This window comes from Sphingorhabdus sp. (assembly GCF_050921905.1).
Classification (GTDB): domain Bacteria; phylum Pseudomonadota; class Alphaproteobacteria; order Sphingomonadales; family Sphingomonadaceae; genus Sphingorhabdus_B.
In genome coordinates, this window is the sequence record NZ_CP050888.1 from 66,280 (window position 1) to 84,301 (window position 18,022).

Genomic DNA, 18,022 nt, shown 5'->3' on the forward strand with positions numbered 1-18,022 from the left:
TTGGGAAGAAGCTGCATATTCCGATGACTTTCGAATCAGGCTTATATGTCGTTGCGACCCCCATCGGCAACCTTGCAGATATATCACAAAGGGCAATCGACCTTCTGAAAAACGCAGAAATCGTCGCGGTTGAGGACAGCCGCGTCACGGGAAAATTGTTGCATCACCTTGGCATTAAAAAGAAAATGCGGCGCTACAACGACCATAGCGGGGATATTGAGCGCGAGTCCTTGGTCGCTGCGGCGCGGGACGGTGTTGTCGCCTTGGTGTCGGACGCTGGCACGCCATTAATCTCCGACCCCGGATATAAGCTTGTCCGCGCCGCACGTGACGCCGGCGTGCCGGTGTTCACCATTCCGGGCGCAAGTGCCGTGACGGCGGCTTTGTCGATCTGTGGCCTGCCAACAGACCGTTTCTTGTTTGCAGGGTTCCTGCCCAATAAAGCCAAAGCGCGGGTCGAGACATTGACCGAGCTGGGGCAGGTCAGGGCGACATTGGTTTTTTACGAAGCTGGTCCGCGTCTGGCCGCAAGCTTGGCCGCCATCGCCGACACTTATGGCGACCGCGAAGTTGCCGTGGCCCGCGAACTGACCAAAAAGTTTGAAGAGGTTGTCACCGGAACGGCGGCAGAACTGGCGGCGCGCTATGCCGCACAGGAACCGAAAGGCGAAATCGTCCTGATAATTGCCCCGCCTGCCGGCGACGTGGCGACCGAGACGGGGGATGTCGATGCGGCGTTGCAAGAGGCGCTGGAAACTATGTCAGCCGCCAAGGCAGCGGGCGCGATTGCCAAGCGCTTTGGCCTAGAGCGCAATGCGGTTTATGCGCGCGCTACCGAGTTGAAGGCGAAATGAACCGCCTTGCCGCCGAACAACGCGGACGGCGCGGGGAGGCTATCGCCGCTTGGTTCCTGCGGCTGAAAGGATGGCGCATTGTGGGCACGCGCGTGAAAACCACGCGTGGTGAGGTGGACTTAATCGCACGGCGCGGAAAGAGCATCGCCTTTGTCGAGGTAAAGGCACGGACAAAAGCCGTTGACCTTGCTACGGCGATTGATGCCAGTCGGTTGCGCCGTGTGGCCGCTGCCGCAGAAATTCTGCTCCCCAAATATGGCAAAGAATGCGAAAATATGCAGATTGATGTAATTATGGTTGCGCCATGGCGATGGCCCAACCATTTGCCAAATGTCTGGCACGGATAGGAACTCGCGAAATGACAATCAAAATGGCGGTCCAGATGGACCCGATGGACGGCATCAACATCATTGGCGATTCCAGCTTTGCGCTGATGTTGGCAGGGCAAACGCGCGGTTATGATATCTGGCATTATGATGTTGGTTCCTTGACGCTGGATGCCAATGATCGGCTGATGGCTTGGGCGCATCCGGTGCATGACCTGCAACGGGTCGAAGGCGCGCATTATCGTTTTGGCGCGCCGCAGAAGATTGATTTAGGCGCTGACATCGACGTGGTGTTGATGCGGCAGGACCCGCCTTTTCACGTCGGCTACATCACCGCCACCCATTTGCTTGAACGCATCGCCCATGAAACTTTGGTGGTCAACAACCCCGTCAGCGTCCGCAACGCGCCCGAAAAAGTGATGGTGCTCGATTATCGGCAATATATGCCGCCGACAATCATCACCCGTTCAGCAGACGAAGTGCGCGACTTCCAAAAAATACATGGCGCGGTTGTTGTAAAGCCGCTGCATGGCAATGGTGGCAAAGCCATTTTCCGCATTGACGCCGACGGAAGCAATCTGGGTGCCTTGTTTGAGGTGTTCAACAATACTTGGCCGGAACCGCATATGGTGCAGCCATTCCTGCCCGATGTGGCGCTGGGCGACAAACGTATCGTCATGATTGACGGCGAAGTGACTGGCGCGATCAACCGCCGTCCGGGCGAAGGCGAGTTCCGATCCAACCTGGCCGTTGGCGGCAGCGCGGAGTGGACGCAGCTTACCAGCCGTGAGCTTGAGATATGCCTGGCCATGGGGCCGCGTTTGAAGAAGCTTGGCCTGATATACGTGGGCATTGATGTCATCGGTGGGCAGTGGCTGACCGAGATAAACGTGACCTCGCCGACGGGAATCGTCGCCATTGATCGTTTTAATGGCACGGACACACCATCGCGCATTCTCGACGTTATTGAACATAAATTGTGGGGGCAGAAATAATGGAAGACTGGATCATTCGCTTGGTCGAATGGGGCCATTATTGGGGTGTCGCGTTGTTGATGCTGCTCGAAACGATATTCCCGCCGATACCGTCCGAAGTCATCATGACCGTGGCTGGTGTATCATCGGCGCGCGGGACGATGAACCTTGCAGGGACAATTGCGGCTGGCACGGCAGGCGCGATGCTCGGCAACTGGATATGGTATTGGGTAGCGGTCAAATTTGGTGAGGCGCGGATGCATGTCTTCATCGACCGCTACAGCCGTTGGTTGACGCTCGATTGGGATGAGGTTGAGCACGGCCAAAGTCTGTTTCGCAAGCATGGTTCGATCATCGTATTGGTCGCGCGGATGTTGCCCACATTACGGTCGCTGATTTCGATACCCGCTGGCTTGTTCGGCATGACGTTTCGGCGTTTCATGATATTTTCGACGATTGGCACCGCCGGATGGACCTCGGCCTTGGCATGTGCGGGCTATTTTCTGGGATCGCAGTTCGACGATGTGGAAAAATGGCTTGGGCCAGTTTCGACCTTAGTGATCGCAGGCATCGTCCTGACCTATGTTTGGCGATTACTGCGGTGGAAAGCTAAGCCCGTGCCTAAGCCCGAGGATGTGCGTTCTGATACTCATCCAAAAGCATAGCGGTATCGACAGCGGTATAAACCTGAGTCGACGACAGGCTGGCATGGCCCAATAGTTCCTGCAAGCTACGCAAGTCCGCCCCGCCGGCCAGCAAATGCGTGGCAAAGCTGTGGCGCAGCGCGTGCGGCGTTGTCCGGTCGGACAAGCCCAATCGCGTGCGTGCGCCCTTAACCGCGCGGCGAACCAATGCGGGCGATAATGGCCCGCCTTGTGCGCCGCGAAACAATGGCTGATCGGCACCGGCGGTATAAGGGCAGAGCGCGAGATATTCTTGGATGGCGGTCCGGACTATCTCCAGCAAGGGCACGATGCGCGTCTTGTTGCGCTTGCCTGTGACCCGCAACGTGCTGCCCAGCGGCAATATGTCGCCCATCAGGCCGGTCGCTTCGCTCACGCGTAGGCCGCTGCCATAGAGCAACAAAAGCAGCGCCCAATCGCGCGCGCCGATCCAAATATCCTTTGCATTTTCGGCGACGTCATCGGCCAGTGCCAGAACATCATCAGGGTTCACCGGGCGCGGAAGACTGCGCTGCACACGCGGTCCCTTCATCACAGGCAAAGCCACATCATCGCCCAAGGCAAAGCGTAAGAAATGTCGCGCTGCGGACAGTTCCCGCGCCGTGGAACGATTAGTAAGGCCATCGCCGCGCCGGTCGGCCAAAAATGCGCGCATGTCTGCCGATGAAATCTTCTGCAGCGTCACGCGGGTAACTTCGCCGCCCCAATGGCTTTGCAGGAATCCGGTCAGCCGATCCGCCGTCGCGTAATAGGCGCGCACGCTATGCGATGACATCCGGCGGTTGTCGGTCAGGAACGCGAGATATTCGGTGAGCAAGGACGGCATAAATGTCATGCTATCAGGCTGCGACATCCGCCTCAATATTTACTATTTGCGGCAGGATGGCATCAAGCAATGGCATGCCTTGCGGTGTGACTGTGACATGATCTCCAACGCGCACGATAAGGCCAAGCTGCGCGATTTTGTCGACTGCATCGATGTCGAGCAAGTCGGCGGCAGCGATGCCCGTGCGTTGCGACAGGCGGCCAAGGTCAATCCCTTCCGCCAGCCGCAATCCCATCAGCAAGCTTTCGGTGGCGCGCGTTGACGCATCGAGATGATCTTCGCTGCTAATGCCATGCGTATTACGTTCGACGGCGGACAAAAAATTCTCCGGCTTTTTATGACGCTGTGTTGCGGCGTGAAGCCGCCGCCCATGTGCGCCGGGGCCAATGCCGATATAATCATCATAGCGCCAATAGCTTAAATTATGGCGGCTTTCGCTGGCCGCACGCGCATGGTTACTGATTTCATAGGCCGCTATGCCTGCGGCGGATGTCATCTGTCCGGTCAATTCATACAATGTCGCGGCATCGTCATCGTCGGCGGGAATAAAATGGCCCGTGCGCACCAATGTTTCAAATCGCGTGCCTGGTTCAATAGTAAGCTGATACAGCGACATATGATCGGTGCCGAACGAAAGGGCGCGTTGCAGCTCAGCCCCCCACTGGTCGGCGGTTTGATCAGGTCGCGCGTAAATCAGGTCGATGTTGACGCGACTAAAATGACGTTGTGCAATGGCCAGCGCGTCTAAACTTTCCGCCACCGAATGCGCGCGCCCCAAAAATGCCAGCGCGGCATCATCCAGTGACTGAAGCCCAAGCGATACGCGGTTGACGCCTGCTGCTGCGAGGTCAGCAAAGCGCGCCGCCTCCACCGAAGACGGATTGGCTTCCAAAGTGATTTCGATGTTGTCAGCAAAGCCCCAATGCCGCTGCGCCGCGTCAATCAGCGCGGCAACGGTGGACGGCGGCATCAACGACGGCGTGCCCCCGCCAAAGAAGATGGAGGTCAGCTTACGATCCGCCGTGCGTCCCGCCTCATAGGCCATGTCCGCCAGCAATGCCGCGCACCACGCCGCATCGTCCACCGTGTCGCGGACATGGCTATTGAAATCACAATAAGGGCATTTTGAAACGCAAAATGGCCAATGGATGTAAAGGGCGAGGGGTGGCTGCAATTGGCGTGTCATCGTCATCAGCCAACAAAGACCGTAGCCCTGAGCCAAGATGCTATACTGAAAAGCACCCTTCGACTTTCGTCAGCGCTGTCGCACTGACGGCTCAGGGCTGCGGTGCATGGGCGCGCGGGCTCGTTCAAAACACCGCCGCAACCAATTTGCGGAATGCGTCCGCCCGGTGGCTCATGGCGTGTTTTTCTTGTGGATCAAGTTCGGCAAAGGTCTCGCAGCGTCCCTCAGGCACGAACACAGGGTCATAACCAAAGCCAAGCAACCCACGTGGCGGCCACGTCAGGCTGCCCTGCACACGGCCTTCGAAAATTTCCTGATACCCGTCGGGCCATGCCAGCGCCAAAGTGCAGACGAAATACGCGCTCCGGTCGGTGTCGGGGCCAAGTTCGGCCAGCTTGCCCTCAACCTTGCCCATCGCCATATACCAGTCACGCCCCGGCCCGCCTTCGAACATTTGCGTTTCCGCCCAGTCGGCCGTGTAGACCCCCGGGGCACCGTCTAAGGCGGCAACGCATAGGCCGCTGTCATCGGCCAGCGCGGGAAGGCCGGAACCTTGCGCCGACGCATGGGCCTTGAGCAAAGCATTTTCGGCAAAGCTGGTGCCGGTTTCGTCAGGTTCAGGCAGGCCAAGTTCGCCTGCCGATACCGGTTCGATCCCAAAAGGCGCAAGCAAGGCACGGATTTCCCGGACCTTGCCCGCATTATGGCTGGCGATGACCAGCCTGCCGGGTTCGAGTTTGCGGTGATTCATATGAAACGTCGCCTCAAGCCATAGTGTCATCCCCGACTTGATCGGGGATCCATGGCCTAACCGTTCGGCCATGGGTTCCCGCTTTCGCGGGAATGACACAGAATTTAAGTGGTCCTGACCCTAAGACTTCCTATTTAACCGCGTCGGACTGCGCGGCGAAAATCCGGTCTGTTCCCATCCGCGCGAGGCGGAGCAGGCGCAGCAGGCCTTCTTCGTCATAGGTCGCGCCTTCGGCGGTGGCTTGCACTTCGGCAATCTGGCCACCTTCGATCAGGACGAAATTCGCATCGGCATCTGCGTCGGAATCTTCTATATAATCAAGGTCCAACACAGGCTTGCCTTTGAAGATTCCGCAGCTTACCGCAGCAACCCGGCCGCTAATGGGATCATCCTTAATCGCGCCCGACGCCAGCAGGCCATTGACGGCAAGCCGCAAGGCAACCCAAGCGCCGGAAATCGCGGCGGTGCGTGTGCCGCCATCGGCTTGCAACACGTCGCAATCGATGGTGATTTGGTTTTCGCCCAGCTTCTTCAAATCCACGACCGAGCGTAACGAACGGCCGATAAGACGCTGAATTTCCTGAGTCCGGCCCGATTGCTTGCCCTTGGCTGCTTCGCGCTGGCTGCGCGTATGCGTGGCGCGGGGCAGCATCGAATATTCCGCCGTGACCCAGCCTTCACCCTTGCCGCGTAACCATGGCGGAATACGATCTTCGACGCTGGCGGTCACTAGCACACGGGTGTCGCCAAAACCGATGAGGCAGCTACCTTCGGCATGTTTGGTGAAATGGGTTTCAATCGAAATGGCGCGCATTTCGTCTGGCGCACGGCCGGAAGGACGCATGATAATCTCCTGATAATAAGTTGCCGCCCGCAGTAGGCCGTGAAAGTGATAGTTATGCGTTCACGGCCTTAGACTGCCCCGCTTGCTTTGCAAGTGCGCGGTGCGCTACACTGTCGCGGTGAGCCAAACACCCATCCATGAATTGAATGACCGGACACGCGTGATTTTCCGGATGGTGGTGGAAAGCTATCTGGACAATGGCGCGCCCGTGGGATCGCGGACAGTCTCCAAATTTGCAGGGTTAAACCTATCGCCAGCCTCGATCCGCAATGTCATGCAGGATTTGGAGGAAGCGGGCTATCTCGCATCACCGCACACAAGCGCCGGGCGGGTGCCAACCGAAAGCGGCCTGCGCCTGTTTGTGGACGGCATGATGCAATCGGCGGTGCCATCTGTTGAGGAACAGCGCGCGATTGAATCGCAAATCCGGGGCGAGGGGCCGATTGAAGAGGCGCTGGTCGCCGCAACTTCGGTACTGTCGGGCCTGTCTGCCTGCGCCGGTATCGTGCTTGTGCCAAAGCGTGACGCGGTCCTGAAGGCATTTAGCTTTGCGCGCCTGTCTCCGTTACAAGTGCTCGCGATCATGGTCGGGTCCGACAACAGCGTTGAAAACCGGCTGGTGTCGATTGACCCGGCAATCAGCGAAACCATGTTATCGGAGGCCGCAAACTATATCACGGCGCGCCTTTCGGGGTTAACGCTGTCCGAAGCGCTCGAGCGCCTCGACAGCGAAATTCGGGCCGAAAAGGCGGAGCTTGATGTCGCCAGCCAAAAACTGGTGCGCGACGGGCTGGCGATTTGGTCGCTCGATGCCAATGACCGGCCAGTGCTCATCGTGCGTGGGCAGTCGAACCTGATCGACGAAGCCGCCGCCGCCGACCTCGACCGCGTCCGGCAATTGTTGGATGAGCTAGAGAGCAAAGAGGAAATCGCGCGGCTGGTCGACAGTGCGCGTGAGGCACAATCGACGCGGATCTTCATCGGTTCGGAAAATAATCTTTTCTCGCTTTCGGGATCGTCGGTGATCGCCGCGCCTTATCGGGAGGCAGGGGGCAAGGTGGTTGGCGTCATTGGCGTCATTGGCCCGACCCGCCTGAATTATGCACGCATTGTGCCGATGGTGGATTTTACCGCGCAAGCGCTGAGCCGTTTAATTAGGCCGTGAACATATAAATGATGCGCGGGTTGATGAAATAAAATTGCTTTCTATATGCGAGACGCAACAAACGACCATGCAGTCGCAACGTAATTGGGTTAATCAGGTTTATGACAAAGAAGAAATCCGCCGCAGCCGATCCTGCCGTAGAACAAGAACTTGAGGGCGTGCCAGAGCATATGAAAGACGATACGCCAGAAGCAACCGACGCTGCCGATACACAGATTTCGGCGCTGGAAGAGGCGCTCGCCGCTGCACAGCAGGATGTTTTATACGCGCAGGCCGAAACGCAAAATGTGCGTCGCCGTATGGAGAAAGAGGCGCAGGATGCCCGCGCTTATGCCGCTACGGGTTTTGCCCGCGATGTGCTGTCCGTGTCCGACAATCTTTCGCGTGCATTGGAAGCAATTCCGTCTGAAATGCGCGAGAGCGACGCGATGAAACCGCTCGTCATCGGCCTTGAGGCAACGGGCCGCGAGTTGGACAGCGTCTTTGCCAAAAACGGCATTACCCGCATTGCCGCCATGGGCATGCCGCTGGACCCTAATCAGCATCAGGCGATGGTTGAGATTCCAAGCGCCGATGTCGCACCCGGCATCATTGTCGCCGAAATGCAGGCGGGGTATATGATCAAGGACCGCTTGCTGCGCCCTGCTTTGGTTGGGGTGGCAAAGGCGGCGGACTAAGTCCGCCCACTTCTGAAATATTAGGTCCTGACCCTCGGCCGGGGGTGGCGTAAGTCAGCACGCTCCGCTATTGAGCGCGTCCCATGACCACAGCGGCAATCCCGACGGACCGTCATTCCCCTTGGCGCGACGAGCTTCGCGCTACCTTGTCGCTTGCGTGGCCGTTGATTCTGACCAACCTGTCGATGTCGTTGATTGGCGCGACCGATGTGGTGATGGTGGGGTGGCTCGGGCCAACCGAGTTGGCGGCGGCGTCGCTTGGGTTCAACCTGTGCATGACGGCGGCGATTTTCTGCATGGGATTGGTCACCGCGACCGCGCCGATGATGGCCAGCGAGCGCGGCGCAAAGGCGCATTCGGTGCGCGATATCCGCCGCACATTCCGGCAAGGATTGTGGGTCGCGGTTGCGATCATGATCCCGATCTGGCTGATCTTATGGCAGACCGAAGCCATATTGCTGACGCTTGGCCAGCAAGCCGAACTTGCGGCCAAAGCGCAAAGCTATGTGCGAGCCTATATGTGGTCGATCCTGCCATTTTTGTGGTTGATTATCGCGCGCAATTTCCTGTCGGCGTTGGAGCAGCCCATGTGGTCGCTCGTGATCGGTATCTTGGGCGTCTTTGCGAACGCGGCATTCAACTATGTCCTCATTTTCGGGAAATTGGGCGTGCCGGCCTTGGGCATAATCGGCGCTGGTATTGGCAGTATTCTCGCCAATATGTTCATGTTTTTGGGCATGGTGGCGGTGATAAGCTATCATCCCAAATTCCGGCGATATCATCTGTTCGGGCGTTGGTGGCGCAGCGACTGGCCACGGTTTCGGGCGCTGTGGAAACTGGGGTTACCGATTGGCGTGACGATGGGCTTGGAAGGCGGCGTGTTTGGCGTTGCGGTCATCCTCATGGGGTTAATCGACACCGCCTCGGTCGCGGCGCATGCCATCGCGCTTCAGGTCGCAAGCGTCACGTTCATGGTGCCCTTGGGCCTTGCGCAGGCCGCGACAGTGCGTGTGGGCATTGGCTATGGCCGACGCGATTTTGCGCTTATCCGCCGTGCTGGTTGGACCAGCTTCGTCATGGGAACGGGTTTCATGGCGGCGATGGCGGTGCTGATGTGGCTGTCACCCGAATTGCTGATTTCGCTGTTCATAGACCGCGATGCCGCGATCAATGCGGAGGTCGTGCGACTGGCCGTCAGCTTCCTTGCCATTGCGGCCTTGTTCCAGATTGTCGATGGCGCGCAAGTCGTGGGCGCGGGCATGTTGCGCGGATTGCATGACACAAGTATGCCCATGTTGTTTGCCGCCTTTGGCTATTGGGTGGTTGGCATTGGCGTCGGCGCATGGCTGGCATTTTCGCAAGGGTGGAATGGCGTTGGTATTTGGGTCGGCTTGGCGACTGGGCTTGGCATTGTCGCGGTGCTGATGCTCGTGCGTTGGTCGATGCGCGCGCGGCTTGGGCTGCTGCCGTCAGAAGGGTAAAACGCCCTCATATTGCGACAGCGGCGGCGCGCCTGCAACCTTCGCGCCGTTGCGCAACAGGAATATATGCCGGACGATTTCGGCTTGCTGTTCCAACCCATATTGGTCGAGCTGCCACCCCGGCTTCAAGCTATAATCATAGCGGCAAAAAGGATGCCTCCGCAGCGGCAAAAATATGCCCTTTTGGTGCTGCCACACATGCACCAGTTCGTGGATGAACAGGCCTTGCGCACTCAGGCTAGCGTCGCAAAAATCATCGCAGAACATATCGCCCTTGGGATGAAACCATAAATGGCCGTTCGGGGCCATGGTCACGCGGCGCGGCTGAAACCAAAAATAACTGCGGTTATGGATACGGATGCTGTGATAATCGAGCGCTGACCCGAAAACGGACTGTGCCAGCGCCCGTTCGCGGACGGTCAGGGGCCTGCCGGATTTGTGCGGGCCGAACATGTTCAACCATCAATTGCTTTCTTCTCGTCCGGGTCGCTGCCGTCGATTTCTTGTACCCGCGCCTTGACCACTATGCGGACATTGTTTGAAAACAGAAATTCGGTCTCAATCACGCCCAAGCGGCGGGGGATGACGTTGACGCCCCACATCATCACATGCTTGCCGCCTTTTTTGAAGGCGACTTTCTCGCCAGAGGGAATAAGCACGCGGTCCATAGGGGCCATGGTCACGGCACCGGTTTTTGCATCCACCGTGACATCGTGCATTTCCACGCGAACGGCCGATGGTGAACTTACGCGCAGCAAATGCACATCCTCCGGCCCGCCATAGACGTTGAAATGCATCGCGGACGGGTTGTCATCGACGGGCGACAGGGTCAGCGTTGCTTCCTTTACCTTCAACTGCGGCGTCGGGCCGCATGCACCCAGCAAAAGGGCAGCCGCAGCGGCGCTGAATATGCATATACGTCGGTTCATAACGTCCTCCTTTTGATGTTAGCTGAGGGCACCGCAGCGGCCCAGCTATACAGAGTTTTCACTTAACTTTTTCCCTATCTAGGAACGCCGAAGTCTTGTGCCAAGAGAATTGGCTCCTATATCGCCGCTACAACGTCACGTTACGCGGAAACCCGGTGCCTGATAGGGCTGGTGCGAAATGTGACAGGGTAAAGTTCAATTTTTAAATTTTCGGGGTAAGTTTTTATGGCTAAAGTTATTGGTATCGACTTGGGCACGACAAACAGCTGCGTTGCGGTAATGGACGGCGGCAAGCCCAAGGTCATTGAAAATGCAGAAGGCGCACGGACAACGCCATCAATCGTGGCCTTTGCCAAGGATGGCGAGCGCCTTATCGGCCAGCCAGCCAAGCGTCAGGCCGTCACCAATCCTGAAAGCACGATTTACGCGGTGAAGCGCCTTATCGGCCGTCGCTTTGATGACCCTATGACCAAGAAGGATATGGGTCTTGTTCCTTACAGCATCGTCAAGGGCAAGACCGGCGATGCTTGGGTCAAGGCAGGCGGCGAAGAATATTCGCCATCGCAAATTTCGGCATTCATCCTGCAAAAGATGAAAGAAACAGCGGAAGCCTATTTGGGCGAAACCGTCACGCAAGCGGTCATCACCGTTCCAGCCTATTTCAACGACGCCCAGCGTCAGGCCACAAAGGATGCTGGCCAGATTGCGGGTCTTGAAGTGCTGCGTATCATTAACGAGCCAACCGCTGCTGCGCTTGCCTATGGCATGGACAAAGACGAGAATAAAACCATCGCGGTTTATGACCTTGGCGGCGGCACGTTCGACATTTCGATCCTCGAAGTCGGCGACGGCGTGTTCGAGGTGAAATCGACCAATGGCGACACCTTCCTGGGCGGTGAAGATTTCGACAGCGTGCTCGTCGAGCATTTGGCAGCCGATTTCAACAAGGCCGAAGGCATTGACCTGACCAAGGACAAGCTTGCGCTGCAACGTTTGAAGGAAGCGGCTGAAAAGGCGAAGATCGAATTATCCTCGACACAGACGACGGAAGTCAACCTGCCTTTCATTACCGCTGACCAAAATGGTCCAAAGCACCTTGTGAAAACTATCACGCGTGCCGACCTTGAAAAATTGGTTGGTGACCTGATCAAGCGCACGCTTGAGCCTTGCAAAAAGGCATTGGCCGATGCGGGTATCAAGGCCGATGCCATTGATGAAGTCGTGATGGTCGGCGGCATGACCCGCATGCCAAAGGTGCGCGACGTCGTAAAGAATTTCTTCGGCAAGGAGCCGCACACGGGCGTGAACCCTGATGAAGTTGTTGCCATGGGCGCAGCCATTCAGGCGGGCGTTTTGCAGGGCGACGTCAAGGACGTGTTGTTGCTCGACGTGACGCCACTCTCGCTAGGTATCGAAACGCTCGGCGGCGTATTTACGCGCATGATTGACCGTAACACGACGATCCCGACGAAGAAAAGCCAAGTATATTCGACTGCTGAAGACAATCAAAATGCCGTGACCATCCGCGTCTTCCAAGGCGAGCGTGAAATGGCGGCGGATAATAAGCTGCTTGGAAATTTCGATCTGGTCGGCATTCCACCCGCTCCCCGCGGCGTTCCGCAGGTTGAAGTGACCTTCGATATTGACGCCAATGGCCTCGTCAGCGTGACGGCCAAGGACAAGGGCACAGGCAAGGAACAGCAGATCAAAATTCAGGCATCGGGCGGTCTGTCTGATGCGGATATTGAACAGATGGTCCGCGATGCCGAAGCCTTTGCCGAAGAAGACAAGAAGCGTCGTGAATCGGCAGAAGCCAAGAACAATGCAGAAAGCCTTGTCCACTCCACCGAGAAGCAGTTGGAAGAGCATGGCGACAAGATTGACTCCGCGTTGAAGGCCGAAATCGAAGCGGCGGTGGCGGAAACCAAAACCGCCATCGAAGGCGGCGATGCAGAAGCCATGAAGGAAAAGGCAACCGCCTTGGCCCAAATCGCGATGAAGCTTGGCGAAGCGATCTACAAGGAAGAGCAAGCTGCCGGCGCATCGGCAGGTGCCGCATCGGAAGAGGCGCCAGCAGACGATAATGTTGTCGATGCCGAATTCTCCGAAGTCGAAGACGACAAGAAAGACTGATGTTGAATATTTCTAACCGTCGCTGTCGAAACGCAGCGACGGTCGGGAAGACCGGGGGGTAGTCAGTCATGAATCTCGACATTGATTATTACGAATTGTTGGAAGTCGAGCGGACTGCGGATGAAAAGACGCTGAAAACCGCGTATCGTCGGATTGCGATGGAATGCCATCCCGACCGCAATCCCGGCTGCGACAAATCAGAGGCCAAGTTTAAGGCGATTAGCCAGGCCTATGACGTCCTGAAAGACCCGCAAAAGCGCGCCGCCTATGACCGGTTTGGCAAGGAAGCGTTTGAAAATGGCGGCATGGGTGGCGGCGGTGGTGGCCAAGGCGGCGCCGGTTTTGGCGACTTCTCCGATATCTTCGAAAGCTTTTTTGGCGACGCTTTTGGTGGCCGCCAGCGAGGCCCTGCGCGTGGTGCAGATTTACGCTATGATCTCGAAATCTCGCTCGATGAGGCCTTTCACGGCAAGGATGCCGAGATTACCATCGACGTCGCCACCGCATGCGGCACGTGCAGTGGCAGTGGCGCGACGCCGGGGTCAGGCAAGCGTCGCTGCAACCTGTGCGCAGGCCATGGCAAGGTGCGTGCGCAGCAAGGCTTCTTTGTGGTCGAACGGACATGCCCGACCTGCCATGGTCGCGGCGAAGTGATTGAGTCCCCATGCCGGGCCTGCGGCGGCGAAGGCCGGGTGGATGAACGCAAGACCATCGCCGTCAATATTCCGCCCGGCGTCGACGAAGGCACGCGCATTCGGGTCGCAGGTCGGGGCGAGGCCGGGCCAAATGGCGCAGCGGCGGGTGATCTTTACATCTTCATCCATCTCTCGCGTCACAAGGTGTTCGAACGCGACGGCACGACATTGTTCTGCCGTGTGCCCGTAAGCTTCACCACAGCGGCGCTGGGTGGCCAAATCCGCATTCCGGGCCTCGACAGTGCCGAACATATTATCATTGTTCCAGAGGGCATACAGTCGGGCAAACAGCTTCGCCAGCGCGGGGCAGGTATGCCCGTGCTGCAAGGGCGAGGTCGCGGCGACATGGTCATCCAAATCGACGTGGAAACGCCGTCGAAGCTGTCTGCGCGGCAGAAGGAGATATTGCGGGAGTTCCGCGAAACCGAAACCGGCGAAGAATGTCCGCAATCAACCGGCTTTTTTGACAAGCTTAAAGGCATTTGGGACGACATCACCGATTAGGGTCAGGACCACTTAAATCCACCTCGGTCCGTAAGGAATTTATCAGGGGCCGGATATGCGTCAGCCGCTCCTGCTCCTCATCCAATATCGCGTGGAACGCCTGTTTTTTGTAACTTTGCGCGCGGGCCGGCGAAAATTCATGGCTTGGCGGCAGTGACGATATCAGAATATCAATCATCCGTTCCGCGCCATGCAAACGGCCCCATAGATAGTCGTTTTCACGATAGGTGCGGCTGAAAAACGCACCAAAATTATTGAACTCTATGCCCTTTAACGTCGCCGCCGTGCCGCCCTTGCGGATGGAGGCGCAGTCGTCGGGCGATATGCGGTCCACTTTGACCGGGTCGAATTCGTCAAAGCCTTCATCCTGCAACAAAGGCAGCGTGGCGATGTCATAAAGTGCATAGCCCAAATAGCCGAGCAGTATGATCCGGCGTGCCTCAACGGGCAGTATCAGCATGGCGTCGCATAATATTTTGTCGACTTTGCCGTCGGTCCGCACCAGATCGCGCTGTGCCGCAAGATGGTCCATCAAGCCTGCGGGATCGTCGATGCCAGATTTGGCGGCCATCGCAAAATCCAGCCCTAAAAATTCCGCCGTTTCCAGATCAAGAAACAAAGCGAGGCAATTGTAAATGGCGTCGCGCATTTTGGCGATGTCATCGTCCGGTACATTGATAACATTTTCGACCTCTTCGGTCAGGTGCCGGGCAAGAAAGCGCAGGCGACGGATGCGGAAGCGCAGGTCATGCGCGCGGAAAAAGGCAATTTGGCGTGCGGTGGCTTTGCCCTTATGCGGCGGCATAAGGTCGAGATTCCGGTCCCCGATTTCGGTCCAAAGCGCGGCACGCAAGTCACGGAAAAGCGTGGCTGATGCATCGGGCAAGCTGCGGCGCGCGGTGGCGATAACATCGTCAACGACGCCAGCGATTTTGAGGTGGTTATAGGCGCGATAACCGAACCCGGCGGCAACAATCGCCTTTTCCTGCGCCGACTGCCGCCATTTTTGCATACGGCTTGCGGTTGGCTGGGTTAGGAACCATGTCTTGCCCAATAGCGTCTCTACCGTATTTTCAACTTCGCTCCGCAAGCTGTCGATGACACGTTGCATCCGTTCAATACCTTCCGAACGGCCCATGATTTTTTCCAGACTGTCACGAATAGGCTGTTCGCGCGGAATATTGGACGTCGCCCCCAATATCGTCGAGAAAAACCCCGGTGGCTTGCGCGGCATATCGGCGGTGCCGTCCGTATTGCGTTTGCCAAATCGGAAACTGGGGCGGCCCGGCTTTGGGTCGATATAGACAAAACGCCGGTCCACTTCGCGGCGCGCTGGGCGGTTGCGCAAGGCAGAGATCGCTTGGTTAAACGGCGCATTGGCCAAGACCGATCCGTCGATTAACATCGTATCTTCGGCGGCATTGGCGGCAAATTGCTGCGGCAATATGCGCTTCAAAAACATATTGCGGCCAAGCCATGGGACATTTTCCCGCGCCAGCAACCGGTCAAGTTCACGCACCGAAAATGGCGGGAAAGCGCCGGGGAAACTTGCCGTGGCGCGCGCCGCAAAAACCAACTCGGCAATGTCGGCAAGCCCCGTTCGCCCGCGCGTTGAAAAATCGACAGTGATCCGATGTTCGGACTCTGTGACTTCTTCAGGACTGTTAAGACGCAGCATCCGGTCATGCCCGTAATAGTCCGTTACGGTGACAAACAAATCCAGCGGCTGACTTGCTGGTAAAAGTGGCGGTTCCGCTGCGCTCGCCGCCATTGCGTTCAGCGCGTCGAGCAACAGTTTCGAAAACACATTCCCGCCAAAGGGCGGCGCAAACCAGCGTGCGCGGACAAAGCGTGACAGCTTGGCCGCGACTTCCTCCTGCGCCTCTTTTGCGACCGTTCTTTCGACCGCCCCGCCGCGTCGGCGCAAGATCATCCACGCAATGGGCGTCGCCCAAAATTTGGTGAAGCGCGACAGCGGGCGGGCGTCCGGATCAAGCAGCACGTCGACGTCCGCCATTTCAAGCCACATATCGGTCAACGGTTCAAGCGATTGGCCCGTGACAATAGCCTGCGACAGGAAAATGCCGTTGATACCGCCCGCGCTTGACCCCGCAATGATGTCCGTCAAAACGCGCAGTTTTACGCCACTGACGCGTGACAACTCTGCAAGCAAATCATGATAGACAATCTCGCTGCGGCGGGCGGGCGGCGCACCGTCATGAAACGCGCGGCTCGCGCGGACCATGTGCCAAATCTCGCGTGTGACGCCATGCATGTAAATGGCAAGGCTAACCCCGCCATAACAAATGAGCGCCAGCCTGAGTTCTTTTTCGCGCATATCAAATATGTGGCATTACGCTGCGTTTCACGCAAGCGCTGATACTGGGGTCAGGACCACTTAAATCCACCATCGCGGCGTCAAGACGTCCTTCGGATTTGACCCATATTGTCCATTGCCACGTTGGCAAGCTTGGACTTAGAACCACTAAGCCCTGCGGTTGCCGCATGGCACTGAACAGTATGGCCTCAAACCGCGAAGGTGGATTTAAGTGGTCCTGACCCTAAGCACTTATGTCTTGAGTTCTTGATTTGTTCTGTTAATCACCAGCTATGGCAAAAGCAAAGCGCAAATATGTGTGTCAGGCATGCGGGTCCGAATCCAACCGCTGGCAGGGGCAGTGCGATGATTGCGGCGAATGGAACACCTTGGCGGAAGAGGCCAAAGCAACTGTTTTTGAGCTGAAGCATCACCTGCATTCGGGCGGCCGTGCGGTCGAATTGTCCGGATTGAACTCCGACATTAAACTGCCCGAACGTGCCTCGACCGGTATATCCGAATTTGATCGCGCCTTGGGTGGCGGCCTTGTGCCGGGTTCAGCGACCTTGCTCGGTGGTGATCCAGGCATTGGTAAGTCGACGTTACTGTTACAAGCTGCCGCGAACCTCGCACGGCGCGGCCTATCCGTTGCCTATATTTCGGGTGAAGAGGCTGTGGACCAAGTGCGCTTGCGGGCGCGTCGGCTTGGCCTTGGTGATGCGCCGGTGCAGCTTGCCGCCGCAACCTCTGTGCGCGATATCCTGACGACGATGGCACAAGGTGCGCCGCCCGCTTTATTGGTCATCGATTCGATTCAGACCATGCATAGCGACCTCATCGAAGGCGCGCCGGGCACCGTCAGCCAAGTTCGCGCGTCGGCGCAAGAGCTTATCCGCTTTGCCAAGGAACGCGGCACAGCGTTGATGCTCGTTGGTCATGTTACGAAGGACGGAACGATTGCCGGACCCCGCGTGCTGGAACATATGGTCGACACCGTATTGTCGTTCGAAGGCGAACGCAGCCATCAATATCGCATTTTGCGCGCGTCCAAGAACCGGTTTGGCGGGACCGACGAAATCGGTGTTTTTGCGATGGTTGAAGAAGGCTTGACGGAGGTCGGCAACCCAAGCGCATTATTCCTAACCGACCGGGCCGAACAGGTTACGGGGGCAACGGTATTTCCGGCGCTGGAAGGAACGCGTCCAGTGCTTGTGGAAATTCAGGCCCTTACCGTGCGGCTATCGAGTGGCGCAACACCGCGCCGCGCCGTTGTGGGCTGGGACAGCGGTCGGCTCGCGATGATATTGGCGGTGTTGGAGGCGCGATGCGGCCTGAGTTTTTCAACCGCTGAGGTCTATCTCAACATTGCGGGTGGCTATCGCATTTCCGACCCAGCCGCCGATCTTGCGGTTGCAGCGGCATTGGTTTCGGCTTTGGCGGAACGGCCACTGCCGTCCGATGCTGTGCTCTTTGGTGAAGTGGCTTTGTCTGGTGAAATCCGTCCCGTCGCACATGGTGCGTTGCGACTGAAGGAATCAGCGAAGCTCGGGTTCAGCCGCGCATTGGTACCGCCGTCTGTGAAAGGTCAGGCCGGCATTTCAACGCAAGAGTTCCGCACGCTTGCCAATCTCGTTGACCATATGCTGGGACGTCCCTAAATCCTTTTTGAACGGTTAT

17 protein-coding genes are annotated in these 18,022 nt (G+C 57.5%); 10 read left to right on the forward strand and 7 right to left on the reverse strand.

Annotated elements, in window-relative coordinates:
• Positions 1 to 23 precede the first annotated feature (23 nt).
• The 4 genes from rsmI to HEQ18_RS00360 are packed head-to-tail and all read left to right on the forward strand — an operon-like array spanning position 24 to position 2,819.
• Positions 24 to 854 (forward strand): 16S rRNA (cytidine(1402)-2'-O)-methyltransferase, encoded by an 831-nt coding sequence (rsmI, locus tag HEQ18_RS00345; protein ID WP_432815074.1) that lies wholly within the window; start codon positions 24 to 26, stop codon positions 852 to 854.
• Entirely contained in the window at positions 851 to 1,201 is a 351-nt protein-coding gene (locus HEQ18_RS00350; RefSeq protein WP_432815075.1) for a YraN family protein, read from the forward strand. The genes rsmI and HEQ18_RS00350 overlap by 4 nt, the downstream gene beginning before the upstream one ends.
• A gap of 11 nt (positions 1,202 to 1,212) precedes the next feature.
• Positions 1,213 to 2,175 (forward strand): glutathione synthase, encoded by a 963-nt coding sequence (gene gshB / locus HEQ18_RS00355; protein WP_397605317.1) that lies wholly within the window; start codon positions 1,213 to 1,215, stop codon positions 2,173 to 2,175.
• Entirely contained in the window at positions 2,175 to 2,819 is a 645-nt protein-coding gene (locus HEQ18_RS00360) for a DedA family protein (protein ID WP_397605316.1), read from the forward strand. Before gshB ends, HEQ18_RS00360 begins: the two co-directional genes overlap by 1 nt.
• On the opposite strand, the gene HEQ18_RS00365 is transcribed toward HEQ18_RS00360, so the two are convergent.
• From HEQ18_RS00365 to rph, 4 genes are all read right to left on the reverse strand, one after another.
• Positions 2,776 to 3,672, reverse strand: a complete 897-nt coding sequence (locus HEQ18_RS00365; RefSeq protein WP_432815076.1) for a tyrosine recombinase XerC — start codon at positions 3,670 to 3,672, stop codon at positions 2,776 to 2,778. The genes HEQ18_RS00360 and HEQ18_RS00365 overlap by 44 nt on opposite strands.
• Positions 3,673 to 3,676: 4 nt before the next feature.
• Positions 3,677 to 4,849, reverse strand: coding sequence for a radical SAM family heme chaperone HemW (gene hemW / locus HEQ18_RS00370; RefSeq protein ID WP_432815077.1), 1,173 nt, complete (start codon positions 4,847 to 4,849; stop codon positions 3,677 to 3,679).
• A 124-nt stretch (positions 4,850 to 4,973) separates the two neighbouring features.
• Positions 4,974 to 5,600 carry an RdgB/HAM1 family non-canonical purine NTP pyrophosphatase gene (gene rdgB / locus HEQ18_RS00375; RefSeq protein ID WP_397605313.1) on the reverse strand — a complete coding sequence of 209 codons (627 nt, stop codon included), beginning with the start codon at positions 5,598 to 5,600 and terminating at the stop codon, positions 4,974 to 4,976.
• A 130-nt stretch (positions 5,601 to 5,730) separates the two neighbouring features.
• Positions 5,731 to 6,444, reverse strand: a complete 714-nt coding sequence (gene rph, locus HEQ18_RS00380) for a ribonuclease PH (protein WP_432815078.1) — start codon at positions 6,442 to 6,444, stop codon at positions 5,731 to 5,733.
• A gap of 118 nt (positions 6,445 to 6,562) precedes the next feature.
• Between rph and hrcA the strand changes: the two genes are divergently transcribed.
• The 3 genes from hrcA to HEQ18_RS00395 all read left to right on the forward strand — a co-directional run bounded on the left by hrcA (position 6,563) and on the right by HEQ18_RS00395 (position 9,767).
• Positions 6,563 to 7,609: a heat-inducible transcriptional repressor HrcA gene (gene hrcA / locus HEQ18_RS00385; protein WP_432816015.1), complete on the forward strand. Its 1,047-nt coding sequence runs from the start codon at positions 6,563 to 6,565 to the stop codon at positions 7,607 to 7,609.
• Between the two features lie 101 nt (positions 7,610 to 7,710).
• Positions 7,711 to 8,286 (forward strand): nucleotide exchange factor GrpE, encoded by a 576-nt coding sequence (locus HEQ18_RS00390; RefSeq protein WP_432815079.1) that lies wholly within the window; start codon positions 7,711 to 7,713, stop codon positions 8,284 to 8,286.
• Between the two features lie 83 nt (positions 8,287 to 8,369).
• The gene (locus tag HEQ18_RS00395; RefSeq protein WP_432815080.1) at positions 8,370 to 9,767 is read left to right on the forward strand and encodes an MATE family efflux transporter; all 1,398 of its coding nucleotides are present in this window, start codon (positions 8,370 to 8,372) and stop codon (positions 9,765 to 9,767) included.
• Here HEQ18_RS00395 and HEQ18_RS00400 read toward each other — a convergent pair.
• Both HEQ18_RS00400 and HEQ18_RS00405 read right to left on the reverse strand, forming a co-directional pair.
• A complete protein-coding gene (locus HEQ18_RS00400) occupies positions 9,756 to 10,220 on the reverse strand; it encodes a vgr related protein (protein WP_432816016.1) in 465 nt (154 codons plus the stop codon). The two genes, HEQ18_RS00395 and HEQ18_RS00400, sit on opposite strands and share 12 nt — an antisense overlap.
• A 2-nt stretch (positions 10,221 to 10,222) precedes the next feature.
• Complete coding sequence (locus tag HEQ18_RS00405; RefSeq protein ID WP_296200847.1) at positions 10,223 to 10,696, reverse strand: copper chaperone PCu(A)C; 474 nt, start codon at positions 10,694 to 10,696, stop codon at positions 10,223 to 10,225.
• Between the two features lie 225 nt (positions 10,697 to 10,921).
• On the opposite strand from HEQ18_RS00405, the gene dnaK reads away from it, so the two are divergent.
• Together dnaK and dnaJ are read left to right on the forward strand one after the other, a co-directional pair.
• Entirely contained in the window at positions 10,922 to 12,829 is a 1,908-nt protein-coding gene (dnaK, locus tag HEQ18_RS00410) for a molecular chaperone DnaK (protein WP_432815081.1), read from the forward strand.
• A gap of 68 nt (positions 12,830 to 12,897) precedes the next feature.
• Complete coding sequence (gene dnaJ, locus HEQ18_RS00415) at positions 12,898 to 14,028, forward strand: molecular chaperone DnaJ (RefSeq protein ID WP_432815082.1); 1,131 nt, start codon at positions 12,898 to 12,900, stop codon at positions 14,026 to 14,028.
• Here dnaJ and HEQ18_RS00420 read toward each other — a convergent pair.
• A complete protein-coding gene (locus tag HEQ18_RS00420) occupies positions 14,018 to 16,366 on the reverse strand; it encodes a patatin-like protein (RefSeq protein ID WP_432815083.1) in 2,349 nt (782 codons plus the stop codon). The two genes, dnaJ and HEQ18_RS00420, sit on opposite strands and share 11 nt — an antisense overlap.
• A gap of 272 nt (positions 16,367 to 16,638) precedes the next feature.
• Here HEQ18_RS00420 and radA point away from each other — a divergent pair, with 272 nt between their 5' ends.
• Positions 16,639 to 18,003: a DNA repair protein RadA gene (gene radA, locus HEQ18_RS00425; RefSeq protein ID WP_397603131.1), complete on the forward strand. Its 1,365-nt coding sequence runs from the start codon at positions 16,639 to 16,641 to the stop codon at positions 18,001 to 18,003.
• The last annotated feature ends 19 nt before the right edge of the window (positions 18,004 to 18,022 follow it).